Origin of the sequence: Actinoplanes sp. NPDC023801, from assembly GCF_040639655.1 — a bacterium.
Classification (GTDB): domain Bacteria; phylum Actinomycetota; class Actinomycetes; order Mycobacteriales; family Micromonosporaceae; genus Actinoplanes.
In genome coordinates, this window is record NZ_JBFAAI010000045.1 from 1 (window position 1) to 22,573 (window position 22,573).

Consider the following 22,573-nt stretch of genomic DNA (forward strand, 5'->3'; position numbering starts at 1 on the left):
CTGGTTCTGTCGGGTCTGCGGCCGGGGGGGGGCCGCGGTCCCGGGCTGGGCCGTGGGTGGGGTCGCGCGGGGGGCGTTCAGCGGTATCCCCCCTCGGAGTCGTTCGGCGGCAGGGCACCCCCCGGGCCCCCGGCGGGCACAAGCGCCCTGGTCATGGCGGTCCGCACCGCAGCCTCAGCGGCCGGACCGGGGATCGCGCTCATCGGGCCGCGGCTTCCGGTGCGGCACTCGCGGTCAGGCGCAGGAACATCTCCTCGAGGCCGCCGGCACCCGCCGGCCGCAACTCCAGGAGCACGACGCCGGCCGCCGCGGCCGCCTGCCCGACCGTCTCCGGATCCGACGGCACCAGGACGCTCCCGTCGGCCGACCGCGTGCCGGTCAGGCCCATCCGCTGCAGGAGGGCGTCGAGCGCCGCGGGGTCGGTGGTCCGCACCATCGTGCCGGCGGCGCCGAGCAGTGCCTCCTTGTCGCCCTGCGTCAGAATCCGCCCGTTGCCGATCACCACGAGCCGGTCGGCGACGACCTCGACCTCCCGGAGCAGGTGCGAGGAGAGCAGGACCGTGCCGCCGCGGTCGGCGAACCCCCGCAGCAGGCCGCGCATCCAGTGGATGCCCTCCGGGTCCAGCCCGTTGGCCGGCTCGTCGAGGATCAGCACCGCGGGGTCACCGATCATCGCGTACGCCAGGCCCAGCCGCTGCCGCATGCCGAGCGAGTACGCCCGCACCCGCCGTTTCGCCGCCGTGCTGTCCAGCCCCACCCGGGCCAGCCGGTCGGGCACCCGGCCGGTGTCCAGCCCCATGGTGATCGCGGCGAGGGCCAGTACCTCCCGCCCGGTCCGCCCGGCATGCTGTGCCGACGCGTCGAGCAGCACTCCCACGTGCCGCCCCGGATTGCCGAGCCGCCGGTACGGCACGCCGCTCACGGTGGCGCGGCCGGAGGTCGGCGGGGTGAGACCGCAGATCATCCGCAACGTGGTGGACTTACCGGCGCCGTTGGGCCCGAGGAAGCCGGTCACCGTACCCGGCTCACAGGTGAACGACACGCCATCGACGGCGCGCTGGGCTCCGTACGCCTTGGTGAGGTTCTCGACCGTAATCATGCACTCAGCGTGAGTGAGAAGTGATGGCCGCCGCGTCGGCCGGGAGTCGATGCCGGCAAACCTTGGTCTATGCCGGAGTAGCGACTTTGGTCGGTATCGGGCGGTGGCCGCCCGCCCGTAAAGTCGATCCCGTGGAAGCGTCGTTGCCGGAGTACCGCTGGTTGTGGCCGTCCGCGCTGGCCGCGGACCCGGCCGGGCCGCTGACCGCGCGCCGCTCGACGCGCGACTGGGTGGTCGACGCGATCTGCTTCCTGCTCGGCATGGGCTGCGTCGTCCTGGTCACCGCGGAGTCGCTCGACGCGGCCTCGCCGACGACTGAGGCCTGGGGCCAGGCCCCGCACTGGTTGATCATCCTCGACGCGGTGGCCAGCGCGGTCGCGGCCGTCGCGCTCTGGTGGCGGCGCCGCTTCCTGGCGGTGCTCGCGCTCTATCTGTTGCTGCTGGCGACGTTCTCCATGGCCAGCGGTGTGACCCTGCTGATCGTCGTGTTCACCGTCGCTGTGCACCGGAGATTCACCGTGCTGGCGGGCTATGTGATCGTCGTCATCGCCGCCAATGCCGTCTTCCCTGCCGCGCGCCCGGAGTCCGGCATGACCTATTGGGAGGCGTTCGGCTGGGGTTCGGCGGTGACGGTGATCGCGGCCCTGTGGGGGATGCTCGTGCGCGGTCGCCGCCAGCTGATCGTCACCTGGCGTGACCGGGCCGAACGGGCCGAGTCCGAGCAGCGGCTGCGCATCGCCCAGGCCCGCGTCCTGGAACGGACCCGGATCGCCCGGGAGATGCACGACGTCCTCGCCCACCGCATCTCGCTGCTCAGCCTGCACGCCGGCGCGCTCGAGTTCCGGCCAGGGGCGCCACCGGAGGAGATCGCCGGGGCCGCGGCGGTCGTGCGATCCAGTGCGCACCAGGCGCTGCAGGACCTGCGGGCGGTGATCGGAGTGCTGCGCACCGGGCAACCGGAGGACGAGCAGACACCGGAGCGACCACAGCCGACGCTGAGTGCGCTGCCCGCGCTGGCCGACGAGTCCCGCTCGGCCGGCATCAAGGTCCGGCTGGAGATCAGCCCGGAACCCGAGACGGTACCGGCCACCACCGGGCGTGCGGCGTACCGGATCATCCAGGAAGGTCTGACGAATGCGCGCAAGCATGCGCCCGGAGCCGCCGTGCGGGTCGCGGTCGGCGGAGCGGCCGGTGACGGCTTGACCATCGAGGTCCGTAACCCGATGCCGGTCTCCATGCCGGCCAGGCCGATCCCCGGCACCGGCATGGGGCTGATCGGCCTCGCGGAGCGCGCCCTGCTGGCCGGAGGACACCTCGAGCACGGCCGGACCGGTGACGAGTTCGTCGTCAGCGCGTGGCTGCCATGGCCGGCATGAGCCCGGTACGGGTGCTCATCGTCGATGACGACGCACTGGTCCGAGCCGGACTTTCCATGATCCTCTCCGGGGACGACGAGGTGAGCGTCGTCGGCCAGGCAACGGACGGATCAGAGGTGCCGGAGGCGGTCTCGAGGCTCCAGCCCGACGTCGTGCTCATGGACATCCGGATGCCCGGCGTCGACGGCCTCGCCGCCACCGAGGCGCTGCGACGCCGGCCCGGTGCGCCCGAGGTGCTGGTACTCACCACCTTCGACGCCGACGAGTTCGTGCTGCGTGCGTTACGGGCCGGAGCCAGCGGTTTCCTGCTCAAGGACACGCCGCCCGGTCAGATCCGGGACGCCGTGCTGCGCGTCGCCCATGGTGAGGCGACCCTGTCGCCCAGCATCACCCGCCAGTTGATCGCCCACGTCGCGGCGGGTGCCCCGCCCGAGCGGGGCCATGCCGGGCAGCTGCTCGACAGGTTGAGCGTCCGCGAGCGGGAGGTGGCACTCGCCATTGCGCAGGGCCGCTCCAACGCGGAGATCTCCGGTCAGTTGCACATGTCGGTCGCGACGGTGAAAGCCCACGTCTCCCGGGTGCTAACCAAGCTCGACCTCAACAACCGGGTGCAGGTGGCGCTGCTCGTCCACGACGCCGGACTGGCCTGAGCCGGCTGTCGCACAGCCGCGGGCCGGTGCCGGCGATGGCAGCGGTGGTGTGCAGCTACGGGTTGGTGCCGGGGACGGCAGCGGTGGTGTCCAGCTGCGGGCCGGTGCCGGTGCCGGCCGGGGCCAGGTCGCGCGGCGACGGCCGGGCCCGCCGTCGTGTGCGGTGACGCAGGGCGGGCCCGGGTGCGCGCCGGCGGACGAGGGGAGGGGACGGTCAGCTCAGGGTCTGGGTGAGCTCGTTGCGGTCCCCGGTGACGACGACCCGGCCGTGGGCGCCGTTGACGATGGGCAGGTACGGCGCCACGTGCCCGCACTCGACGTCGGCAATGATCGGCACACCCAGACCACCGAGCGCGTCCAGCACCGCGTCCCGCTGGCTGAAGTCGCCCGTCGCGGGTGCGGCGGTGCGGCCCACCAGCACCGCGTTGGCGTGGTCGAAGAAGCCGTTGAGCCGCATGCCGTGCAGATTGCGGCAGATCGTCGCCGCGTCGTCGCCGGCCGCCTCGACGTAGACCAGCAGCCCGTCCGGGGCGTGCCGGCGGGCGAAGTCCGACACGTCGGCGTACCGGGTCCCGGCCAGGTTGCACAGGGTCTCGATGCAGCCGCCGATCAGCCGGCCCTCGACCTCGACGTCGCCGGGACCGTCCAGCCTGCTCCAGCGGCCCTCGGCGTCCAGGACGAACTCGTCGACCCCGGGGTTCGTCCGGTAGTCGGCCCAGCCCTTGTCCCGGTAACGGCCCGGGGACACCTGGGTGAAGGTCTCACCCGGCGGCAGGGCGACCATGTCGAGCCAGGAAAGAAGACCCGCCGGCGGCCGGTACGGGGTGTCCATCAGGTTGTTGCCATGCACCGTCGCCACCCCGGTGAGCAGCGAGAACGGTGTAATGACCGTCGACATGTCGGAGTAGCCGACGAGCCAGGTCGGCTCGGCCGCGCCCAGGGCGTCCCAGTCGAGCAGCGGCAGCAGGTCGATCGCCGTCTCGCCGCCCCACGGCGGCACGACCGCCTTGATCGCCGGATCGGCCAGCATCGAGGACAGCTCGGCCGCACGTTCGGCGGCGGGCGCGCTCACATGCCGGGTGCCGTCCATGCAGTCGCCGACGACAACCTCGTAACCGCGTTCGCGTACGACATCGATCGCGACCTTCAGCCGTTCCTGCATGCTGCCGTCGACCCCGCTCGACGGTGAGGTGACGCCGACGCGGTCACCGGGGCGCAGCGGGGCCGGATACCTGATGGTCATACCGGGATCCTGGCACGGCCGCTTCGCCGCGATCCGGACCGGGGCCGCCGTGGACCGAACCGGCACCGCCGCTCGGCCAGGGCTGTGCTGTCGACCAGGCTGCGCTATTCGAACAGGGAGTGGTCGCGGCCGCCCTCGGCCCGGGCGCGAGCCCGGCGACGCAGCTGGATCACCACAGCGTCGACGGCCGCGGCGACGGCCCACGCCGCGAGCAGCCAGCCGGGTACGGTCCAGCCCGACCGGAACAGCAGCACGGACAGGATCGTGCACACCACCAGGCCGAACAGCGCGAGGACGAGGCGCAGGTTCAGCGGGCTGTAGGGCTCCTCGACGGTGCCGCGACGGCCGCGGGGTTGCGGTGCGAGTGGCATCCCGGCAATCTACCCGGCCCTCCGGCGGCGAAACGGCGGGCGTCGTAATCGCTAGATCAATTGCTGGCTCCGGCTCGATCTCCATTCATGATCGACATTTTCCTATATCGTCAACGCGCTGTGAGGGCCATGATGGAGGCCGGTCATCGATTCATCGTCGATTCGACACGGGAGGCGCCATGTCCCAACCGGAAAGGAAGCTCGGCACGTGGCCGATCTTCATCATCGCGGTCTCCGCGATGACCCCGCTCACCGTAGTCGCCGGAGCCCTGCCGCTCGGCTACGGCCAGGTGGAAGAAAAGGGCATTCCGGTGGCGTACATGCTGGTCGCCGCCGTTCTCGGGATCTTCGCGGTCGGGCTGGCCGCGATGGCCAGGCACGTCCCGAACAGCGGCGCCTTCTACGCGTACGCATCGATCGGTATCTCTCGTCCCGTCGGTGTGGGCACCGCCTTCGTGGCACTGCTGGCCTACAACGCGATGCAGATCGGTCTCTACGGCGCATTCGGGGTGGCCACGCACAACGCTTTGGCGATCTTCGGTGTCGAGATCTCGTGGATCATCTGCGCGTTGATCGGATGGGCCGTGATCGCGATTCTCGGCCGCCTCGACATTGATCTCAACGCGCGTATTCTGACCGTCCTGGTCTGCGCCGAGTTGCTCATCGTCCTGATCTTCGACGCCGTCATGATCGGTAATCCGGCCGGCGGAACTGTCACCTTCGCCACCCTCAATCCCGCGCTGATCGCCACCGCCGGTGGTGTGTCGTTGCTGGTCGCCGCGATCGCCGGCATGGTCGGTTTCGAGGCGCCGCTCGTCTACGCTGCCGAGGCCCGCGACCCGCGCCGGACGATCGCCCGCGCCATCGGTTACACACTGCTGGTCGCGGCGGTGCTCTACGGCGGTACGGCGTGGGCCATGTCGGTCGTCGCCGGGCCCGACAACATCGTCGCGGTCGCCGGGGAGCACCTCTCCGACCTGTTCTTCTTCCTGCCCGAGCCCTATCTGCCGAAGGTCGTCCTCGACATCGGTCAGATCTTCTTCGCCACCAGCCTGTTCGCCGCGATGCTCGCCTTCCACCACACCGTCGCCCGCTACGCGCTGACCGTGGCCCGCGAAGGCGTACTCCCCGCCGGGCTGGCCCGGACCCGCGGCGGCGTCCCGGTTGCGGCATCCGTCGCCCAGTCCGCGCTGGCCGCGGTCGTGCTGGTGATCTTCGCGATCGGGGTGTGGAACCCGACGACCGACCTCTTCTTCTTCGGCACCGTCTCGGGCGGCCTGGGCGTGCTGGTCCTGATGACCATCGCGGCCGTCGCGGTGATCCGGTTCTTCCGCCGCGGCCCGCTCGGCGAGACCCGATGGCGGCGTGCGATCGCACCCTGGATCTCGGCCGTCTTCCTCTCGCTGGTGCTGCTGGTCACGATCGCCTTCTTCGGCGAGCTCCTCGACACCGACAACCCCGCGAAGATCTGGTCGCCGATCCTGGCTTTCCTGCTGGCTCTGGTGGCCGGCATCGTCTGGGGTCGCAAACTGCGCCGCGAACGCCCCGACGTCTTCGCCGTCATCGGCACCGGCCGTCCGCCGCTGGCTCCCGGCGAGGCGCCCCCGCCGGTGGTCACCGACGGCGCGGCAGTCCCCGGCCCGCCGAGCCTGAAAGTACCCGGAAGCCCGTCCGCCCCGATCGAGACAGACAGTGCCCCGCCCGCATCGAGCATCCCGTCGAAGCCGGTCGGGGATGACGACGGTCTCTCGGAGCCGGACCGATCCGGGACCCGGTCTCATCCGGACCGGCCCGGGACCCCGTCGGAACCGGGCGGGGAGAGCGATACCGGGTCCACGCCGGTCGCACCGACCGGCGATGTCGCACCGACGAGTGGTGTCGCATCAAAAGGTGGTGTCGCACCGGCCGGCGGTGTCGGACCGACCACCGGCATCGGCACGACCACAGGCATTGCCGCCGACGGCTCCACCGCGGCGGCGGCCGGGAACGACGCGGCCATAGGGGCAGCCGGGAACCAAGCGGCCGCAGCGGCAGCCGGGAACGACGCGGCCACGGCGGCAGCCGGGAACGACGCGGCCACCGCGGCCACCGGCGCCGGCGAGGCGTCGGATGTTGCTTCCGGCACAACCGGCGACGCGGGTACGTCTGAAGCGGCGCCCAACGCTGCTCCGGCACCCAGGCAACGCACCCCCACCAGGCGGGGCACCGGCCGCCCGGCCGCTGATCCACCAGTTCCGGGAGCCACCGGAGACCAGGCCGCTGGTCCATCGGCTCAGGGACCCATGGGAAACCAGTCGGCCAATGGCGCCGCCGAGACCACACTCAGGCCGGGAGCACCCGCGGGTGGTCCGGCGGGGGAGAGGCCGCCCACGGCGGAACCGGCGGCGACCGACCCGACTGCGGAAAGCACCCCGGCAGCGCGCGCACGGACCAGCCGTCGCCCGGCGCCGCGCCCACGCAGCCCGCAACCGACGGATACCAGCGCCACCGCCGACCCTGAGAAGTCAGAGGGCTGAGGGGGCGCTCGGCCGCGGACATCCGGTGGCTGAGGGGTGCGTCGAGTGGACGTCTGACGGTTGAACGGGTTGCCGCGTCGGGATCGTCGGCGTGGATTGGCTGCGCCGTGCAGGGATTGTGTGGGAGGTGGAGGGGCCCTGCCGCGCTGGGATTGTCCGGGGTTGAAGAGGCCTGTCGCGCCGGAATCGTCTGAGGTTGGGAAGGGCGTCGACCCGGAAACGTCCGACGGCTGAAGTCATCGCCGCGCCGGGAGTCTGCGCTGAAGCGGGGTGCTCGGCCGCGGATCTGCCCTCGCCGGGAGCCGTCATCCGCGTTGCCGACCAAGGCCAGGGGGCGACCCGTTGCCGGGAGCCGCTGCCGATGCGCCGTCGTCGGCACGGGGCGACTCCGGCTGGGCGTCCGGGCCTGCTTGCGCGGCGGCGATGATCGGCCTGCTTGCACGACGGCGCTGATGGGCCTGGTTGCGCGGCGGGCGGCGTACCCGCGCGGCAGGGTTGAGCAGGGCGGGGGCCGCCTGCGGCGACCCCCGCGTGGTGGTCAGTTCCCGGTGCGCTGCTGATCGTTGGAGGAAGCGGAGGAGGCCCGGAGGCTGCCCGCGTGTGCCTTCAGCGACGGGTCGCGCGACGACTTGATCAGGCTGGCGACCGTGGTGATGATCAGGATGCCGATGATCACCGCGAGGGAGACCGGCGTGGCGACCTCGGGGACCGACTCGCTGATGTCCTTGTGGGCCCAGTGCAGCACCAGTTTGACGCCGATGAACGCGAGGATCAGCGACAGACCCGTGGAGAGGTAGACGAGGCGGTCGAGCAGTCCCTTGACCAGGAAGAACAGGGCGCGCAGGCCGAGCAGGGCGAAGGCGTTGGCGACGAACACGATGTACGCCGACTCGGTCACGCCGAAGACCGCGGGGATGGAATCGAGGGCGAACAGCAGGTCGGTGCCGCCGATGGCGAGCAGCACCAGGAACAGTGGGGTGACCATGCGTTTGCCGTCGATTCGCGTGATCATCTTGCCCTCGACATAGTCCTCGGTCACGGGCAGGAACCGGCGGCCGGCCTTGACGAGCGCGTTCTCGCCGACGTCGGGATCCTCGTCGCGATGCCGGAAGAGCTGCACCGCGGTGTAGAGCAGGATCAGGCCGAAGACGAGGAACATGAAGGAGAAGGCGCTGAGCAGGGCGGCGCCGAGCACGATGAAGATCACCCGGAGGATCAGCGCGATGATGATGCCGAAGGTGAGGACCTCCTGCTGATATCGCTCGGGCACCGCGAACGTGGTCATGATGATGACGAAGACGAACAGGTTGTCGACGGACAGGCTCTTCTCGACGATGTACCCGGCGAAGTACTCGGTTCCGAAGCCCCAGCCGTACACACTCCCGAAGACGACGCCGAACGCGATCGCGACGGCGATGTAGAAGATCGACCAACCGGCGGCTTCGCGGAAGCCGACTACGTGTGGACGGAGCACCCCGAGAGTCAAATCGAGGGCGAGCAGGGCGACGATGACACCGACGGTGACGATCCACCCGAGCGCGGAGACCTCAAGCATGCCTCACAGGATCTCCAAGAAATCTGCAAACATCCTGAGAAGTGGCCTTATACAACCTGGAAAGAGCGCTTGGCGAGGCCCATCCAGAAGCCGTCGATCGGCTGTGCGGGCGCCTGACTCGGGTCCTGTGATGCACCGAGAGTGAGGAACATCGGGGCGAAGTGCTCGATGGTCGGATGCGCGTACGGCATGCCGGGAGCGCGCCCACGGAAGTCGGCGAGTTCGTCGACGGCACCGCGGGCCAGTGTCTCGGCGGTCCAGGCGTCGAACTCGCGCGACCAGCCGGGAGCGCTCGCCTCGGGGCGCCAGTCGCGCAGGAACGGCAGGCCGTGGGTGGTGAACCCGGAGCCGATGATGAGCACGTCCTCCTCACGCAGCGGGGCCAGCCGGCGGCCCAGGTCGAGCAGTGCGTCGGGCTCGAGGGTGGGAAGTGACATCTGCAGGACGGGGATGTCGGCGTCCGGGTACATGACGGTGAGCGGCACATACGCCCCGTGATCAAGGCCTCGCGTGGTGCGGGCCACGGTCTGGTGGTCCGGCATCAGGGCGGCGACCCGGTCGGCCAGGCCGGGAGCGCCGGGCGCGGTGTATCGGACCTCGTAGTACCGCTGGGCGAACCCGCCGAAGTCGTAGACCAGCGGCACCGGCGAGGTGGCGCCGAGCATCAGCGGCGCGGATTCCCAGTGGGCCGACGCGACAAGGATCGCTTTCGGTCGCGGCAGGGCGGCGGCAAGCTCCTGCAGTTGCGCCACCCAGGTGGGGTCGTCGACCAGGGGAGGTGCTCCGTGGCTGAGGAAGAGGGCGGGCATCGACATGGCTGCCTCCGTTGAAGCTTCAAGTATTTCTGCCTCGAGCGTACGCCGATTTAGTTGTAGCCGCAACTAAACCCGGTATTGACGCGGACGTGGCCGCGTAATTACATCGGAACCAGGCCCGGACCCAGCGTCGCCGGTCCATTACCGCTGGGTGACCAAGGTGAAGGGACCGCGCATGACCCCTCGAGGCGGCGATGCGCTCCGTCAGCGTTGCCGGAGCGATCGCCGCCTCGCGGCAGGGCTGGAGCCCTGATGGCGAACGCCCGGGTAAACCCTCTGGTTCCCCGGGGCAGTTCGGCCGAACGGCCCTTCGACGTCGTGGTCACCCCGGAGAACGCCGGCTGGGACTACAGCGGCCTGCGGGTCGTTCATCTGCCCGTCGGCGGACGGGTCCGGTTCCCCACCGGGTGTGACGAGATGCTGGTCGTGCCGCTGGTCGGCGGCTGCGACGTGGCCTGCGACGACGAGCGGCTCACCCTGACCGGCCGTCGCTCGGTCTTCTCCCGGGTCACCGACTTCGCGTACCTGCCACGCGGAACCCAGGTGACCCTGCGGGCCCCGAACGGGGGACGGTTCGCGCTGCCCACCGCCCGTGCCGCCCGGACCCTGCCGTTCCGTTACGGCGCCGCCGAGGACGTCCCGGTCGAGCTGTGCGGTGCCGGCCAGGCCAGCCGCCAGGTCAACAACCTGTGCACCCCCGACTCGTTCGAGACCGACCGGCTGATCGCCTGTGAGGTGCTCACCCCGGGCGGCAACTGGTCGTCGTACCCGCCGCACAAGCACGACGAGCAGGCCGACGGCGAATGCAGCCTCGAGGAGATCTGCTACTTCGAGGTGGCGGCGTCCCCGGCCGGTGGGCACGGCTGCGGCTACCAGCGCGTCTACGGGCACCCGGACCGCCCCATCGACGTCTGCGCCGAGGTGCGCAGCGGTGACGTCGTGCTCGTCCCGTACGGCTGGCACGGCCCCGCGATGGCCGCTCCCGGCTACGACCTGTACCACCTGACCGTGATGGCCGGCCCCGGGGAACGGCGCTGGCTGGTCCGCGACGACCCGGCGCACGGCTGGGTGCGGGGACGCTGGGCCGCCGAACGGGTCGACTCCCGGCTGCCCCTTACCTCAGTGCGCGAAAAGAGGCGGTAGTGCGCGGGAGGTGGCAAGGGTGAAGCAGCGTCTCACCGTCGGTCAGGCCGTAGTGCGTTTCCTGGCCTGCCAGTGGACCGAACGCGACGGTGTCGAGCAGCGGGCGGTCGCCGGGTTCCTAGGGGTCATGGGGCACGGCAATGTGGCCGGAATCGGTCAGGCGCTGCTGCAGGCTCAGCGCACCGGATCGCCCGACATGCCGTTCCGGGTGGCCCGCAACGAGCAGGGAATGGTGCACACGGCCGTCGGGTACGCCCGGATGCGCAACCGCCTGTCGGCGATGGCCTGCACCGCCTCCATCGGTCCCGGATCGACGAACATGCTCACCGGGGCGGCCCTGGCCACGGTCAGCCGGCTCCCGGTCCTGCTGCTGCCGTCGGACGGCTTCGCGTCCCGGCTCAGCAGCCCGGCCCTGCAGGAACTCGAGGATCCGCGAGCCGGCGACGTCTCGGTCAACGACGCGTTCCGGCCGCTCTCCCGGTTCTTCGACCGCATCCAGCGGGCCGAGCAGTTGCCGTCCGCACTGCTCGGGGCGATGCGGGTGCTGACGGATCCGGCGGAGACGGGTGCGGTCACGCTCTGCTTACCCCAGGATCTGCAGGCCGAGGCGTACGACTACCCGGACGAGCTGTTCGCGAAGCGGGTCTGGCACGTGCCCCGGCAGGTGCCAGACCCGCTCGCGGTGGAACGGGCGGCCGCGGTGATCCGCGGTGCGCACCGGCCGCTGATCATCGCCGGTGGGGGAGTGATCTACTCGGAGGCGTCGGCCGCCCTGGACCGGTTCGCCCGCGAGACCGGCATCCCGGTCGCCGACACCCAGGCCGGCAAGGGCGCGCTCGACTGGGATCATCCGAACTCCGTCGGCGGGGTGGGCGCGACCGGCAACCCGGTGGCGAACCGGCTGGCCCGCAACGCCGACGTGGTGATCGGTGTCGGCACCCGCTACACCGACTTCACGACCGCGTCGCACACCGCCTTCCAACGGCCGGACGTCCGATTCGTGAACCTCAACGTGACCGGGTTCGATGCCGGGAAGCTGTCCGCGTCGCCGCTGGTCGGTGACGCCCGCGCGGGCTTGAACGCGCTGCTCCCGGCCCTGCACGGGCGCCGTTTCGCCACCGACTTCTCGGACGACGTGGCGGCGTGGAGGGTGGCGGTCGAACACGCGTATGGTGGCCGGGGCACGCCCGGCGAACTCCCCACCCAGGCCGAGGTGATCGGGGTGGTGAACGAGGCCTGCGGGGCCCGTGACGTGGTGGTGCAATCGGCCGGCAGCCTGCCCGGCGACCTGCAGCGGCTGTGGCGGGCCCGCGACCCGAAGCAGTACCACGTGGAGCACGGCTACTCGTGCCCCGGTTTCGAGATCGCCGGCGCTCTCGGTATCAAACTGGCCGAACCCGGCCGGGAGGTGTTCGCGCTGATCGGCGACGGCTCGTACCTGACCATGGCGCAGGAGATCGTTACCGCGATCGCGGAGGATCTGAAGCTGATCGTCGTCCTGCTGCAGAACCACGGGCCGGCGTCGATCAGCGCGCTGTCCGAACAGGTGGGTTCGCAGCGGTTCGGCGCCGGCCACCGGTACCGCAACCAGCGCAGCGGCGACTACGACGGTGCGCGTCTGACGGTCGACCTGGCCGCCAACGCCGAGAGCCTGGGCGCCGCGGTGGTCCGCTGCCGCGGCATCGCCGACCTGGTCGAAGGACTGAAACAAGCGCGCGAGTCCGACCGGCTCACCGTGCTGCACATCGAAACCGACCCGGAGCCGTCGGCACCCGCGCCGGAGTCCTGGTGGGAAGTGCCGGTCGCCGAGGTCGCCACCCTGCACAGCACCCGCAGCGCCCGCGCCGAACACCTCGCCGGCAAACGCGACCAGCGCCACCACCTGCGACCGGGCGGGGTGTGAGACGAAGGCGGTGGCATGATCGACGGATGTCAGTGACCGCCGCATGCCGCCGGATCAGCGCGGAGATCGCGCGTGACCCCCGCTATGCGCACACCAGCCACCTACGGGTGCAGGCCGAGGGTTCCGTGGTGTTCGACGAGCACTACCGCGGACCGGCGACGGCCAACGTGTTCTCGGTGTCCAAGACGGTGCTCGCCACCGTCGCCGGCATCGCTGCCCGGCAGGGACTGCTGCCCGATCTGGACACGCCGGTGCTGCCCGGGCAGACGTGGCGGCATCTGCTGACCATGACGCGCGGTGCGGTGACCGAGTCCCCATGGGACACCGACACGGTCGTTGCCGGGCCGGACGGCAGCGCCGCGACGTTCGCCCGGGCCCCGCGTGTGCAGGAGCCGGGCACCACCTTCCGGTACGACGACGGGGCGTACCAGCTGCTCTCCGCCGCGCTCACCGGGGTACTCGGCATGCCGGTCGCCCGTTACGCCGCCGAGCACCTGTTCGCGCCGCTCGGGATCGAGGACGCGGTCTGGTGGCACGATCACGACGGACTCACCTACGGGTTCGCGCATCTGTTCCTGTCCGCCGATTCGCTCGGGCGGCTCGGGGAGCAGTGGCGTACCGGCACCCTGATGGACCCGGCGTTCCGGGCGGAGATGATGCGCGCACACACGCCGGGCGGGCCGCCGGAGGGCCTCGGCTACGGCTACGGGATCTGGGTGGCCGACGGGTACGTGATGGCCGGCGGCTGGGCCGGGCAGCACGTGCTCGTGCTGCCCGGGGCCGTCGTCGTCACCACCGGCGATCCCCGGTTCTCGCTCGGCCCGCCGGCGGGCGACGAACTGCCGGCGGACTGGATGCCCGCCCTCGGGCTGATCCGGGAACATCTGCTGCCGGTGCTCTAGCGGAGAGGCAGGACCAGGACCTGGCTCGGGAAGACGCGGTCCGGGTCGGAGATGACGTCCCGGTTCAGTGTGAAGATCTCCCGCCACCGGTTCTTGTCGCCGAGCTGCTCGCGGGCGATCTTCGACAGCGAGTCGCCCGGCCGGACCGTGTAGAGCCGCGGGATCGGCCCGGCCGGCGTGGCCGGCGGCAGGAACAACACCTGACCGGGGAAGATCCGGCTCGGGTTCGGGACAGTGGCCCGGTTCAGCACGAAGATCTCCGGCCAGCGGGCCTCGTCACCGAGTCTCTCCCGGGCGATCCTGGACAGGGTGTCGCCGCGCTGCACCGTGTACGTGCGCGGCCGCTCGCCGCCCGGCAGGACCTCGGCCAGGCGCAGCAGGTCGGCCAGCTCGTACGTGCCCGGCTTCGCCGCCGGCAGGGTCGGCTTCCAGCCCGGCTGCTTGAGGATCGAGTCCTCGCTGCGGCGGACCAGCCCGACCAGCACCTCGGCGACGATCGTGCTGCCGACCGGCCCCAGGTGCGCGCCGTCGTGCAGCGCCTTCGCCTCGGCCAGGACGTAGTACCAGAGCGGGGTACGGGTCAGGAACTCGCTCTCGTCGAGTGCGGCGCGCTGGGCGTCCGACCCGGCGGCCTGCCGGATCTGGTCCTTGCTGAGCACCCGTACCCCCAGCAGGTCGGCCACCGCCTGGCCGGTGGGCAGCCGCAGGCGGTAACCGCGGAGCAGGTTGCGCACCGCCAGCCGGCCGGCGTCGTCGGGCAGCGGCGTGCCCGTCTCGTCCCGGAGGCGGAACAGTGCCCCGCCGTTCAGCGACGCGAGATTCGTGTCGATCTTGCGGGTCTTCATCACGGCGTCGCCCGGGCCGACGATGTTCTCGCACTCGATGATCCAGTTCTCCGGCAGGCCGTCGGCCGGCTCCAGTCCCAGGTCCTCGCCGAGCTGGCCGCTCAGCGCGGTGAACACGAACAGCAGATCCAGGCTGCCCGGCGGCCGGGTGTTCACCCGGAAGTTCGAGTTGAAGTTGTAGAGGCTGCGCACCATCGAATGCCCGAACCGGTAGGCGGCCACCGCGAACTCGATCGGCATGAAGAACGGTTCGGCGTACGGGTTGAACCACCTGTTCCCGTTGACCACCACGTCGTCGACGATCTCCGGCTCGGCGATCCGCTTCAGGAAGTCGTGCACCACGATGTGCTGGTAGTGCTGGCGCAGGGTGCGCCGCGCCTCGCGGAACGGCAGACCCTGGTCGATCAGCGCGTTGTGTGCCTTCAAAAACGCCACATGCAGCTGCGAGATGATGGTGTTCTCGTCGTTGCGGGGGTCGCCGATCAGCGCCGCCCGGTCATGTCTGATGTCCGTGCTCCGCGGTTCGCGGGGCAGGTCGTTGTCGTCGCTCTTGCCCTTCGGGCGGGCCAGCGGCGGCGGGTTCGGGTTCGGCGGGTTCGTCAGCGTGATGTCGTGGACCCGGCCGAGCCTCATCCGGTCCTCGTCGGCCGGATCGCGCGGCGCCGGTGCCCCGTACACGCTGTCCAGGTCCAGAGTGGCCGAACGCTGATTGCGCAGTACCTTACGGATCTGGTCCAGCGGTAGCGGTGCCATGGCCGGGTCGAGCAGGACCTTCATGGTGCCGGAGCCGAGATCCTGCTTCTCGTTGTCGATCTCGAGCGTGATGTCGTGATCGATGAACTGGCCGAGATAGGTGTAGGCGGCCGGGATCGGGCTGTTGTCGTCGCGGTTCTCGTCGTCGGTCATGGCGCCGAGCCGTTTCAATTTCGCCGGGGTGTCCGGTAACCGTGGGAGCAGATTCGCCTCATCGTCCTGCAGGGTGGGGAAGAGCAGGTCGAAGGGGTGGGTGGCAACGGGCGGGGCCAGGGCGAACGCCAACGGTGACCGGGCGGCGAACTCGGCGAGTTCCCGTTTCGCCCGGTCGATGTCTTCGTCGGTGATCGGGCGGCCGTGTCCGAGACGAGGCATGGTGAATTCCCTTCGCTTTTCTGCGGCACTTTTCTCGCGCATTTCCGATCGATGGACGCGCGGAACCGACCGGCTGTCTGAGTTGCATCGGTCGGTGTCTCTCAGCGTCAACCTAGGCAGTGGGCGTCCACAGCGAAGCCAGGTTGGTGACAGATGGCGGCGCTGGTGTTGGCAAATGGCGCCAACCGGCGGTGCAGAATCGTCGGGGTGTGGATCAGGGACGCGCGGCTCGGCGAGCTGCCACGGTTGCGGGAGATCGAGCGGGCCGCCGGGGAGCCGTTCCGGGAGATCGGCATGCCGGAGATCGCGGACGACGAGCCACCCTCGATCGAGGCCCTGACCGGCTACGTCCGCGCCGGCCGGGCCTGGGTTGCGGTGGCCGCTCCCGATGACCCGCCGGTCGCCTATCTCCTTGCCGGGCTCGTGGACGGCGACGTCCACATCGAGCAGGTCTCAGTGAATCCGCAGTTCGCGCACCGGGGGATCGGGCGAGAGCTGATCGAGTACGCGGGCGCCCATGCGCGCAAGGCCGGGGCGGCGGCGCTGACCCTCACCACGTTCGCCGAGGTGCCGTGGAACGCGCCGTACTACCGGCGCTGCGGCTTCGTCGTGCTCGGCGACGACGTGATCACTCCGGGACTCCGGGCGATCCGCGACCATGAGGCGGCCATCGGCCTGGACCGCTGGCCGCGGGTGTGTATGCGGCGGGCACTCGGCTCGGCGGAGTGAACCGGCGCCGTCCCGCTTGCCGGAGGAGGGGCAGGGTCACAGCAACCGGGTGATCCCCTCGGCGGCCATCCGCTCATCGAGACGGGACCGGTCCAGATTGGCGCAGAGCACGATCGACGCCCCGGCGGTCAGCGGCGCCATCAGCCAGATCAGCGGCTCCTCGCAGGCCGCGGTGTCGACCAGGAGCCGATCGCCGGGTTCGAGCCCACGGACCGTCGCCACCTCGGCCGCCGCTGCGCCGTACTCGCCGAAAGTCGTGCCGTCGACCGTCGCCGCCGCACCGACCTCGACCCCGTCCGGTGGCGGCGGAGCGCCCAGATGGGCGCGCGCCGAAGACCCGAAATCCCGATAACCCGGCGGTACGTCCGAAGTGGCCCCGCCCGTGGTCAGGTCGAGGACGAACTGGTGCGGGGCCGTCGGTACGTCCTCCAGCCAGCTGCCGACTCGCCGCCGTTCCACGAACGTCACGTCCAGCGCCGGGCCGGTGTCCGGCGACAACCCGGCCGCACCCCAGCCCCGGAACGACACCTCGATCCCGGCCGCCCACGACCCGAGCAGCACCACCGCCGTCTGCCAGTGCGGTGGCAGCAGTACACCGGCCCGGCTCCCGCGCCGCAGACCGCACTCCAGGGTCAGCAGCTGCGCCGTCGCGGCCACCCAGTCACCGAGCTCGGCGGCGGTCAGGCCGGTCCGTTCCCCGGTGGCGTCGTCATGGAAAGTGATCAATTGATCGCTCATCGCAACCTACCCTAGCGGGGCCGGCCGCATTGTCATGTTGGCCCCATCGCGGTCAGGCCGCCCGGAAGCGGTGGAGCTCGCGTGCCTCGGTGGCGTACCGCGCCAGCAGATGAACGGTCCGCGGGCCGGCCTCACCGTCGGCGGGCAGGCCGGTGCGGTCCTGGAAGTAGCGGACCGCTTCGGCCAGTTCCGCGTCGTCGGCGCCGACCCGGACACCGAGTTCGGCGAACAGTGCCCGCAGTTCCTCCGGGTCGGCCGGCGGAACCGGATCCGACCAGCCGATCATCCCGCCGACGGCGTTGCCGACCAGGCTGAGCATTCCACGTGCGGACATCGTGACCTCCCGATTTGTCATGGGTGAACCAAGCATCTCGGCAGGAGCCGTAACGTACATCTGCCCACCGTCTGGCGACCCTGTGCGCGACTGCGACTTTCGGCCGATCCGGTCAGCGTCGTCACGCTGATAACGCTGGCCGGGTCGTCAGGGCGCTGGGGTGAGCGCCAAGCCGCTCATCCGATGGAGTCATATCATGACAAATCGGACTTATTCAGGTGCGGCAGAGGGCCGAACGAGCCAGGGCGATCAGTTTCCGCGCGTCGGAGTCCGGCAGCCCGTACTCGGCAAGCTCAGCGACCACCGAGCGCCGTGCCCTCCCGGCGGCAAGCGAATCACAGGCCTCCCCGCCCATCTCGGTGATCTCCTCGTTGCGCCGGTCCAACGCCACCTCCGGCAACGCGCCCCGCACCGCCGCGAGGAACCGCTCGTCCGACGGCGGGACGCCCGGGCCCGCATGCCTCACGGGTGATGTCCCCGGATCCGGAGACGCGATCGCCGGTTCATCGGCCGCCGCCGGTTCCGGGCCATGTGCCGGAACGGCCACCGCCCGGGTCACCGCGGGCGAGGCGGGCGCCACCCATTGCGGTACGGGCGGAGCGGTCGCGCATCCAGCCGTCACCGCGACGGCCGCCCCCGTCGTCAGCAGTGTCAGCCGGCGCCTCAACGGTCGCCCCGCAACGCCGCGGGACGCCCGGCCCGCAGAGCCACCGCCGGTTCGCTGATCGTCGGCCCGAACGGGCGCCGCTCCACGGCCGGTCGCAGCCTGCCGATCCGCGCACCCGGGCCCACGGCCGCGTGGGTTGCGCCGGGCCCGGGCATAGCTGCGCCCGGGCCCACGGCCGCCTGGGTTGCGCCGGGCCCGGACATAGCTGCGCCCGGCCCCACGGCCGCCCCGGCTGCGCCCGGCCCGGACCCGGCCGCGCCCGGTGCCATGGCCGCGTCGTCCGCTATCGATTCGCTGGTCAGCTCGGACCCGGGCGGGATCTCACCGGCCCGGACGGTCTCGGCGACGTCCGGTGCGTGCCATGCACCAGCGGTGATCAACCGGCGTGCACGGGACGGCCGGGACGGCAACAAATCGGGCTGCGGGGCCGACGCGAGATCCTGCGGGAACGGCTGGGGGAGAAACACCCGGCCGACCCTAGACGCCGGTACCGGCGGCGAGGGTTGCCGCGCCGGAACCACCCGGACGGGCTACCGCCGGGCACAGCGAAGTCACAGACGGCTCACCGCTGCGGAACAACCTCGGGGCGCAACCTCGATGGCATGACGGACCTGACGACGCGCCCTCCGCGCAACGACCGCAACCACGAGCCTCAGGACCCGTCCGGCCGGGACGAGGCCGCCCACAGCCTGCCGCCGGCGATGCCGAAGCCACGCGACCCGCGGTGGAAGCGGCGGATCGCCGGCGGCGCCGCCGTCCTGGTGCTCGTCACCGCCGGCAGCACCACCGGCGCGTTGCTCGCCGGGAACCACCTGACCGGCGAACCCGCGCCGGCCGCCGCCACGACGATCACCGAGGATGCGAACCTCGCGCCGATCGTGGCGAAGGTGCGGACCGGCATCGTCACCGTGCTCGTCGACGGTGCCCGCTCCTCGTCGCTGGGCTCCGGCGTGGTCCTCACCGCCGACGGCCTGATCCTCACCAACAACCATGTCGTCGAGGCGGACGGCACCGTCAGCGTGCGCCTGTCCGACGGCCGGACCGTACCGGCCCGGGTCACCGCCACCGACGCCCGCCACGACCTGGCACTGGTGCGGGCCACCGGGGTGTCCGGTCTCACGCCCGTCACGTTCGCCACCGGCGACAGCATCGCGGTCGGTGACACGGTCCTGGCATTCGGCGCCCCGCTGGGCCTGGAGGGCACCGTGACGTCCGGCATCGTCTCCGCACTCGATCGCAGTGTCGACACCGGCGGCGGGAAGCTGACCGGTCTGCTGCAGACCGACGCCGCCATCAACCAGGGCAACTCCGGCGGTGCGCTTGTCGACACCGCGGGGCGGGTCGTGGGCATCAATGTCGCGATCGCCACGACCGGCGACGGCGGCGGCAGCGTCGGCCTCGGCTTCGCCATCCCGGCCGGCACCGCGACGGCGGTGGTGAACCAGCTCCGAGCCCAGCTCTGACCCGCCGCCGGCCGCGACCGCGGAAACCCGCCCCGCCCGGCGGCGGGTTGATCGGCCTGTCGTCTTTCGGCCGTGAGCCTCGGACCCGGATCCTGCCGGCTCGCCGGCGTTCGGTCACCTGCCGGTCGGAGTCCGCTTCCATCCGCCCGTGCCGGCCCTATATTGCCGGGGTGGCTTCCTACATCCGGTGGTACTACGCCGAAGAAGACGTGTGGTGCTACGACGAACTGGACGAGCAACGCTGGTCGGTTCGCCATGTTGAGCAGCGCGAACACGACGGCATGTTCTTCGCGGCCGCATCACTCGCCGAAGCGATGCACGCCCGTGACACCGGCGGCGTCGATGCGGTCGCCGCGTATGAGCGCGCCTACGGAGTGAGCCCGGAACGGCCATTCGACGACTTCACCCCGGACGACGCCGTCGAGTACCGCTTCGGTCCGATCGCCGCGCACGATTTCGAGCGGATCTGGTTGAGGGCACGACAGGCCCGCAAGAGGAACGGCGGCCCGCTGCCGCGTTGACCGGCTCGGGTCAGAGGATCGCGCGGAACTCCGGCCAGTGTCCCCAGAACCGCTCGACCTCCTCGATCACCGTCTGCATCCCCGCGGCGATCGACGGCGGGACCGGGGTGCCGTCGTCCCAGGTGGGCGTGGACGGCAGGTAGTAGAGGCCGCCCCGTACCCCCGGCTCGACGCCGAGGGTCAGCACATGCCCGTCCACCTCGAACTGCGTCGCGAAACGCCGGCTGCGCAGGATCGCACCGGTGTGGTGCCGCGCCTCCCGGGGCTGCAGCTCCTGGACCGTCATGATCTCCTCCTCAGAGTTCCCGGAACGTGATCCCAGTGACACTGAGTACGCTTCCGGGCGGTGTGACGTTCAACGCCTGGGGGTGACGTGCCGCCTCAGCCCGAAAGTGGCCCTGGGGCCGGTGAGGGTTCGCACCGGTCGCCGCGAGAGCCACGGGACATCCCGGCAATGCGGTTGGCCGGCGGCGGAGCCCGTACGAAATCTAGAATTCCAGGTGTGAGTTGGCGGCCCGTGCCGCCGCGGCGAACTCGGGCAGCTCGACCACCTCGATGCCCGCCGCGATCAGCAGTGCCACGCCCTCGCAGGTGACGAATAGATCGGGTTCGCGCCAGGCGATGACGACCCGCGGGATGCCGGCGGCGATGATCAGCCCGGCGCAGGTGGCGTGCGGGCGGCTGGCGCGTTTGGTGCAGGGTTCGAGCGTGCTGTACATGGTGGCGGTGCGCAGCCGGGAGCGGTCGCCGACGCGGGTCAGGGCCGACTCCTCGGCGTGCACCTGCGGGTCGGAGTCGCGGGACCAGCCGCTGGCGAGCTCGGTGCCGTCGCCGTCGACGATGACCGCGCCGACCGAGAAGGCGGAGGTGGACGCCGGGCATCGGGTCGCCAGCTCGATCGCGCGGCGCATCCACCGATGGTCGTCCATGTTGCTCCCCGTCGTGCCGACCCGGGCGGGCCCCGGTTCCGTTCAGCACCCTACCGTTCAGGGTTCCGCGAGCCTGTTGTTGTTCCCGCTTCCCAGAATGGACGTCATGAGTGACCTTGACGAGCTGACCCGCCAGGCCGTCCAGAAACTGGAACAGCGCCGGCGAGGGGTGGTGGTCGCCGCGCTGGCCGGGGACGCGACCGAGATCCAGTCGTCGGGCGGGCTGACCGACGGCTCCCGGCTGGAGATCGGCTCGGTGACCAAGGTGTTCACCTCGCTGGTGCTGGCCCGGCTGGCCGGACGTGGTGAGGTGCGGCTCGACCAGCCGCTGAACGACTTCCTGCCGGCGCCGGCCGGGATCACGTTGCGGCACCTGGCCACGCACACGTCGGGCCTGCCGCGACTGCCGAAGGGCATGCTGCTGCGAGCACTGCTGCGGCGGGACGTCAGTGACCCCTACGTGGACTGCACCGCCGATTTCCTGATCGCGAACCTGGCCCGGATCCGGCCGGCCACGCCGGGGAAGCGGTTCCGCTACTCGAATCTGGGTGCGGGCCTGCTGGGGCTGGCGCTGTCCCGGCACGCCGGTCTCGACTACGCCGGCCTGGTGGCCCGGGAGGTCACCACGCCGCTCGGCCTGACCAGCACCGGGATCGGTGGCCCCGTCGTGCAGGGGCACCGCGCCGACGGCCGCCCGGCCGGGCCGTGGGACCTCGCCGATCTGGCCGGTGCCGGTGGTCTGCGGTCCACGGCGACGGATCTGGTGCGGTTCGTCCGCGCCCACTACGAGGAGTCGGTGATCACCCCGGCGGTCGAACTGGAACTGTCCGTCGAGTTCCGCCGGAACCCGTTCCAGACCGTCCGGCTCGGCTGGATGGCCCAGCGGCTGCATCCCAGCCAGGGCGGCCACCTGCAGATCCTGCACAACGGGCAGACCGGCGGCTACTACTCGTTCGCGGCGTTCGACCCGGAGAAGCGGGTGGGTGTGGTGATGCTCACCGACACCGCCCGGGCCGGTGACGAGGTGGGCGTGGATCTGCTGAAGGGTCTGCAGTCACGGGCCTGACAGGCGCCGCATCGACCGGACGTAACGGTTCGTCGCGATTTCCTGGGCCAGTACGGTCAGCGGCCCGCCGAGCCGGGCGAGTCCGCTGGCCGGGCGGGAGAACGCCGCGATCCGGAACCGGACCCGCCCGCCGCCGGTGAGATGCACGACGAACGCCTCCTCCCCGGACTCGGGGTGCCCCGCCAGCGTGCCGTAGGCGAAGCCCTGCCGGTCGGGCTGGTCGATCCGGTAGACGACCCGGCACGGCGCCGTGATCCGGAACGGTCCCGCCCCGATCCGGAGCCGCACCCGTACACCGGGTGCGGCCGGCCCCTGCGCGTCGACGGCGAGACCGGCCCCGCGATGCATCCGCCAGTCCAGCAGCGCGGCGGCGGCCCGTTCGAAAGTGTCCCGCCCGGCGCCGATCTCCACGTCGCGCAGCACGTGCCGGTAACCGTCCGGCATCCGGGCATCGCGGGTCGCGCCGACCTGCGGGTACGTGAGCAGCACGGATCCAGGCTAATGGGTGATCGCCATTGACTCGCGTCATAGAGAAAGATTGCGACGGAGGGAGCGTCCGAGAACAATGCAATTCGCGAGC

General features: G+C 71.1%; 23 protein-coding genes. 10 read left to right on the forward strand and 13 right to left on the reverse strand.

Annotated elements, in window-relative coordinates; genetic code table 11:
* Window positions 1-199 precede the first annotated feature (199 nt).
* Window positions 200-1,099: an ATP-binding cassette domain-containing protein gene (locus AB0G04_RS41825; RefSeq protein ID WP_360995536.1), complete on the reverse strand. Its 900-nt coding sequence runs from the start codon at window positions 1,097-1,099 to the stop codon at window positions 200-202.
* A gap of 131 nt (window positions 1,100-1,230) precedes the next feature.
* Here AB0G04_RS41825 and AB0G04_RS41830 point away from each other — a divergent pair, with 131 nt between their 5' ends.
* Together AB0G04_RS41830 and AB0G04_RS41835 are read left to right on the forward strand one after the other, a co-directional pair.
* On the forward strand, window positions 1,231-2,475 hold the full coding sequence (locus AB0G04_RS41830) for a histidine kinase (protein ID WP_360995538.1): 1,245 nt from the start codon (window positions 1,231-1,233) through the stop codon (window positions 2,473-2,475).
* On the forward strand, window positions 2,472-3,125 hold the full coding sequence (locus tag AB0G04_RS41835; protein ID WP_360995541.1) for a response regulator transcription factor: 654 nt from the start codon (window positions 2,472-2,474) through the stop codon (window positions 3,123-3,125). The genes AB0G04_RS41830 and AB0G04_RS41835 overlap by 4 nt, the downstream gene beginning before the upstream one ends.
* A 214-nt stretch (window positions 3,126-3,339) precedes the next feature.
* Here AB0G04_RS41835 and AB0G04_RS41840 read toward each other — a convergent pair whose 3' ends face one another.
* Both AB0G04_RS41840 and AB0G04_RS41845 read right to left on the reverse strand, forming a co-directional pair.
* Window positions 3,340-4,368 (reverse strand): S66 peptidase family protein, encoded by a 1,029-nt coding sequence (locus tag AB0G04_RS41840; RefSeq protein ID WP_360995543.1) that lies wholly within the window; start codon window positions 4,366-4,368, stop codon window positions 3,340-3,342.
* 104 nt (window positions 4,369-4,472) lie between these two features.
* Window positions 4,473-4,739, reverse strand: coding sequence for a hypothetical protein (locus tag AB0G04_RS41845; RefSeq protein WP_360995546.1), 267 nt, complete (start codon window positions 4,737-4,739; stop codon window positions 4,473-4,475).
* A gap of 179 nt (window positions 4,740-4,918) precedes the next feature.
* Between AB0G04_RS41845 and AB0G04_RS41850 the strand changes: the two genes are divergently transcribed.
* The gene (locus AB0G04_RS41850) at window positions 4,919-7,255 is read left to right on the forward strand and encodes an amino acid permease (protein WP_360995548.1); all 2,337 of its coding nucleotides are present in this window, start codon (window positions 4,919-4,921) and stop codon (window positions 7,253-7,255) included.
* 538 nt (window positions 7,256-7,793) lie between these two features.
* Here the strand turns inward: AB0G04_RS41850 and AB0G04_RS41855 are convergent.
* Window positions 7,794-8,810 carry a TerC family protein gene (locus AB0G04_RS41855; RefSeq protein ID WP_360995551.1) on the reverse strand — a complete coding sequence of 339 codons (1,017 nt, stop codon included), beginning with the start codon at window positions 8,808-8,810 and terminating at the stop codon, window positions 7,794-7,796.
* Between the two features lie 47 nt (window positions 8,811-8,857).
* Complete coding sequence (locus AB0G04_RS41860; protein ID WP_360995553.1) at window positions 8,858-9,625, reverse strand: class III extradiol ring-cleavage dioxygenase; 768 nt, start codon at window positions 9,623-9,625, stop codon at window positions 8,858-8,860.
* Between the two features lie 252 nt (window positions 9,626-9,877).
* Here AB0G04_RS41860 and iolB point away from each other — a divergent pair, with 252 nt between their 5' ends.
* The 3 genes from iolB to AB0G04_RS41875 are packed head-to-tail and all read left to right on the forward strand — an operon-like array spanning window position 9,878 to window position 13,573.
* On the forward strand, window positions 9,878-10,768 hold the full coding sequence (iolB, locus tag AB0G04_RS41865) for a 5-deoxy-glucuronate isomerase (protein WP_360995555.1): 891 nt from the start codon (window positions 9,878-9,880) through the stop codon (window positions 10,766-10,768).
* A gap of 19 nt (window positions 10,769-10,787) precedes the next feature.
* Complete coding sequence (iolD, locus tag AB0G04_RS41870) at window positions 10,788-12,671, forward strand: 3D-(3,5/4)-trihydroxycyclohexane-1,2-dione acylhydrolase (decyclizing) (RefSeq protein WP_360995558.1); 1,884 nt, start codon at window positions 10,788-10,790, stop codon at window positions 12,669-12,671.
* A 26-nt stretch (window positions 12,672-12,697) separates the two neighbouring features.
* A complete protein-coding gene (locus tag AB0G04_RS41875) occupies window positions 12,698-13,573 on the forward strand; it encodes a serine hydrolase domain-containing protein (RefSeq protein ID WP_360995561.1) in 876 nt (291 codons plus the stop codon).
* Here the strand turns inward: AB0G04_RS41875 and AB0G04_RS41880 are convergent.
* A complete protein-coding gene (locus AB0G04_RS41880; protein ID WP_360995563.1) occupies window positions 13,570-15,546 on the reverse strand; it encodes a LysM peptidoglycan-binding domain-containing protein in 1,977 nt (658 codons plus the stop codon). The two genes, AB0G04_RS41875 and AB0G04_RS41880, sit on opposite strands and share 4 nt — an antisense overlap.
* A gap of 207 nt (window positions 15,547-15,753) precedes the next feature.
* Here AB0G04_RS41880 and AB0G04_RS41885 point away from each other — a divergent pair, with 207 nt between their 5' ends.
* Window positions 15,754-16,275 carry a GNAT family N-acetyltransferase gene (locus AB0G04_RS41885; RefSeq protein ID WP_360995565.1) on the forward strand — a complete coding sequence of 174 codons (522 nt, stop codon included), beginning with the start codon at window positions 15,754-15,756 and terminating at the stop codon, window positions 16,273-16,275.
* Between the two features lie 36 nt (window positions 16,276-16,311).
* On the opposite strand, the gene AB0G04_RS41890 is transcribed toward AB0G04_RS41885, so the two are convergent.
* From AB0G04_RS41890 to AB0G04_RS41905, 4 genes are all read right to left on the reverse strand, one after another.
* Complete coding sequence (locus AB0G04_RS41890; protein ID WP_360995568.1) at window positions 16,312-17,013, reverse strand: TIGR03089 family protein; 702 nt, start codon at window positions 17,011-17,013, stop codon at window positions 16,312-16,314.
* Window positions 17,014-17,065: 52 nt separating this feature from the next.
* The gene (locus tag AB0G04_RS41895) at window positions 17,066-17,347 is read right to left on the reverse strand and encodes a peptidoglycan-binding domain-containing protein (RefSeq protein WP_360995571.1); all 282 of its coding nucleotides are present in this window, start codon (window positions 17,345-17,347) and stop codon (window positions 17,066-17,068) included.
* 214 nt (window positions 17,348-17,561) lie between these two features.
* A complete protein-coding gene (locus AB0G04_RS41900) occupies window positions 17,562-17,813 on the reverse strand; it encodes a DUF732 domain-containing protein (protein WP_360995574.1) in 252 nt (83 codons plus the stop codon).
* Window positions 17,814-18,010: 197 nt separating this feature from the next.
* Complete coding sequence (locus AB0G04_RS41905) at window positions 18,011-18,481, reverse strand: hypothetical protein (RefSeq protein ID WP_360995576.1); 471 nt, start codon at window positions 18,479-18,481, stop codon at window positions 18,011-18,013.
* Between the two features lie 135 nt (window positions 18,482-18,616).
* On the opposite strand from AB0G04_RS41905, the gene AB0G04_RS41910 reads away from it, so the two are divergent.
* Window positions 18,617-19,477, forward strand: coding sequence for a trypsin-like peptidase domain-containing protein (locus AB0G04_RS41910; RefSeq protein ID WP_360995578.1), 861 nt, complete (start codon window positions 18,617-18,619; stop codon window positions 19,475-19,477).
* A 170-nt stretch (window positions 19,478-19,647) separates the two neighbouring features.
* Entirely contained in the window at window positions 19,648-19,998 is a 351-nt protein-coding gene (locus AB0G04_RS41915) for a hypothetical protein (protein WP_360995580.1), read from the forward strand.
* 10 nt (window positions 19,999-20,008) lie between these two features.
* Here the strand turns inward: AB0G04_RS41915 and AB0G04_RS41920 are convergent, their stop codons facing one another.
* Window positions 20,009-20,284, reverse strand: a complete 276-nt coding sequence (locus AB0G04_RS41920; RefSeq protein ID WP_360995582.1) for a hypothetical protein — start codon at window positions 20,282-20,284, stop codon at window positions 20,009-20,011.
* A 202-nt stretch (window positions 20,285-20,486) separates the two neighbouring features.
* Entirely contained in the window at window positions 20,487-20,927 is a 441-nt protein-coding gene (locus AB0G04_RS41925; RefSeq protein ID WP_360995584.1) for a deaminase, read from the reverse strand.
* 106 nt (window positions 20,928-21,033) lie between these two features.
* Between AB0G04_RS41925 and AB0G04_RS41930 the strand changes: the two genes are divergently transcribed.
* The gene (locus AB0G04_RS41930; protein ID WP_360995587.1) at window positions 21,034-21,993 is read left to right on the forward strand and encodes a serine hydrolase domain-containing protein; all 960 of its coding nucleotides are present in this window, start codon (window positions 21,034-21,036) and stop codon (window positions 21,991-21,993) included.
* Here AB0G04_RS41930 and AB0G04_RS41935 read toward each other — a convergent pair.
* Window positions 21,982-22,482, reverse strand: coding sequence for a DUF1990 domain-containing protein (locus AB0G04_RS41935; protein WP_360995590.1), 501 nt, complete (start codon window positions 22,480-22,482; stop codon window positions 21,982-21,984). The two genes, AB0G04_RS41930 and AB0G04_RS41935, sit on opposite strands and share 12 nt — an antisense overlap.
* Window positions 22,483-22,573 lie beyond the last annotated feature (91 nt).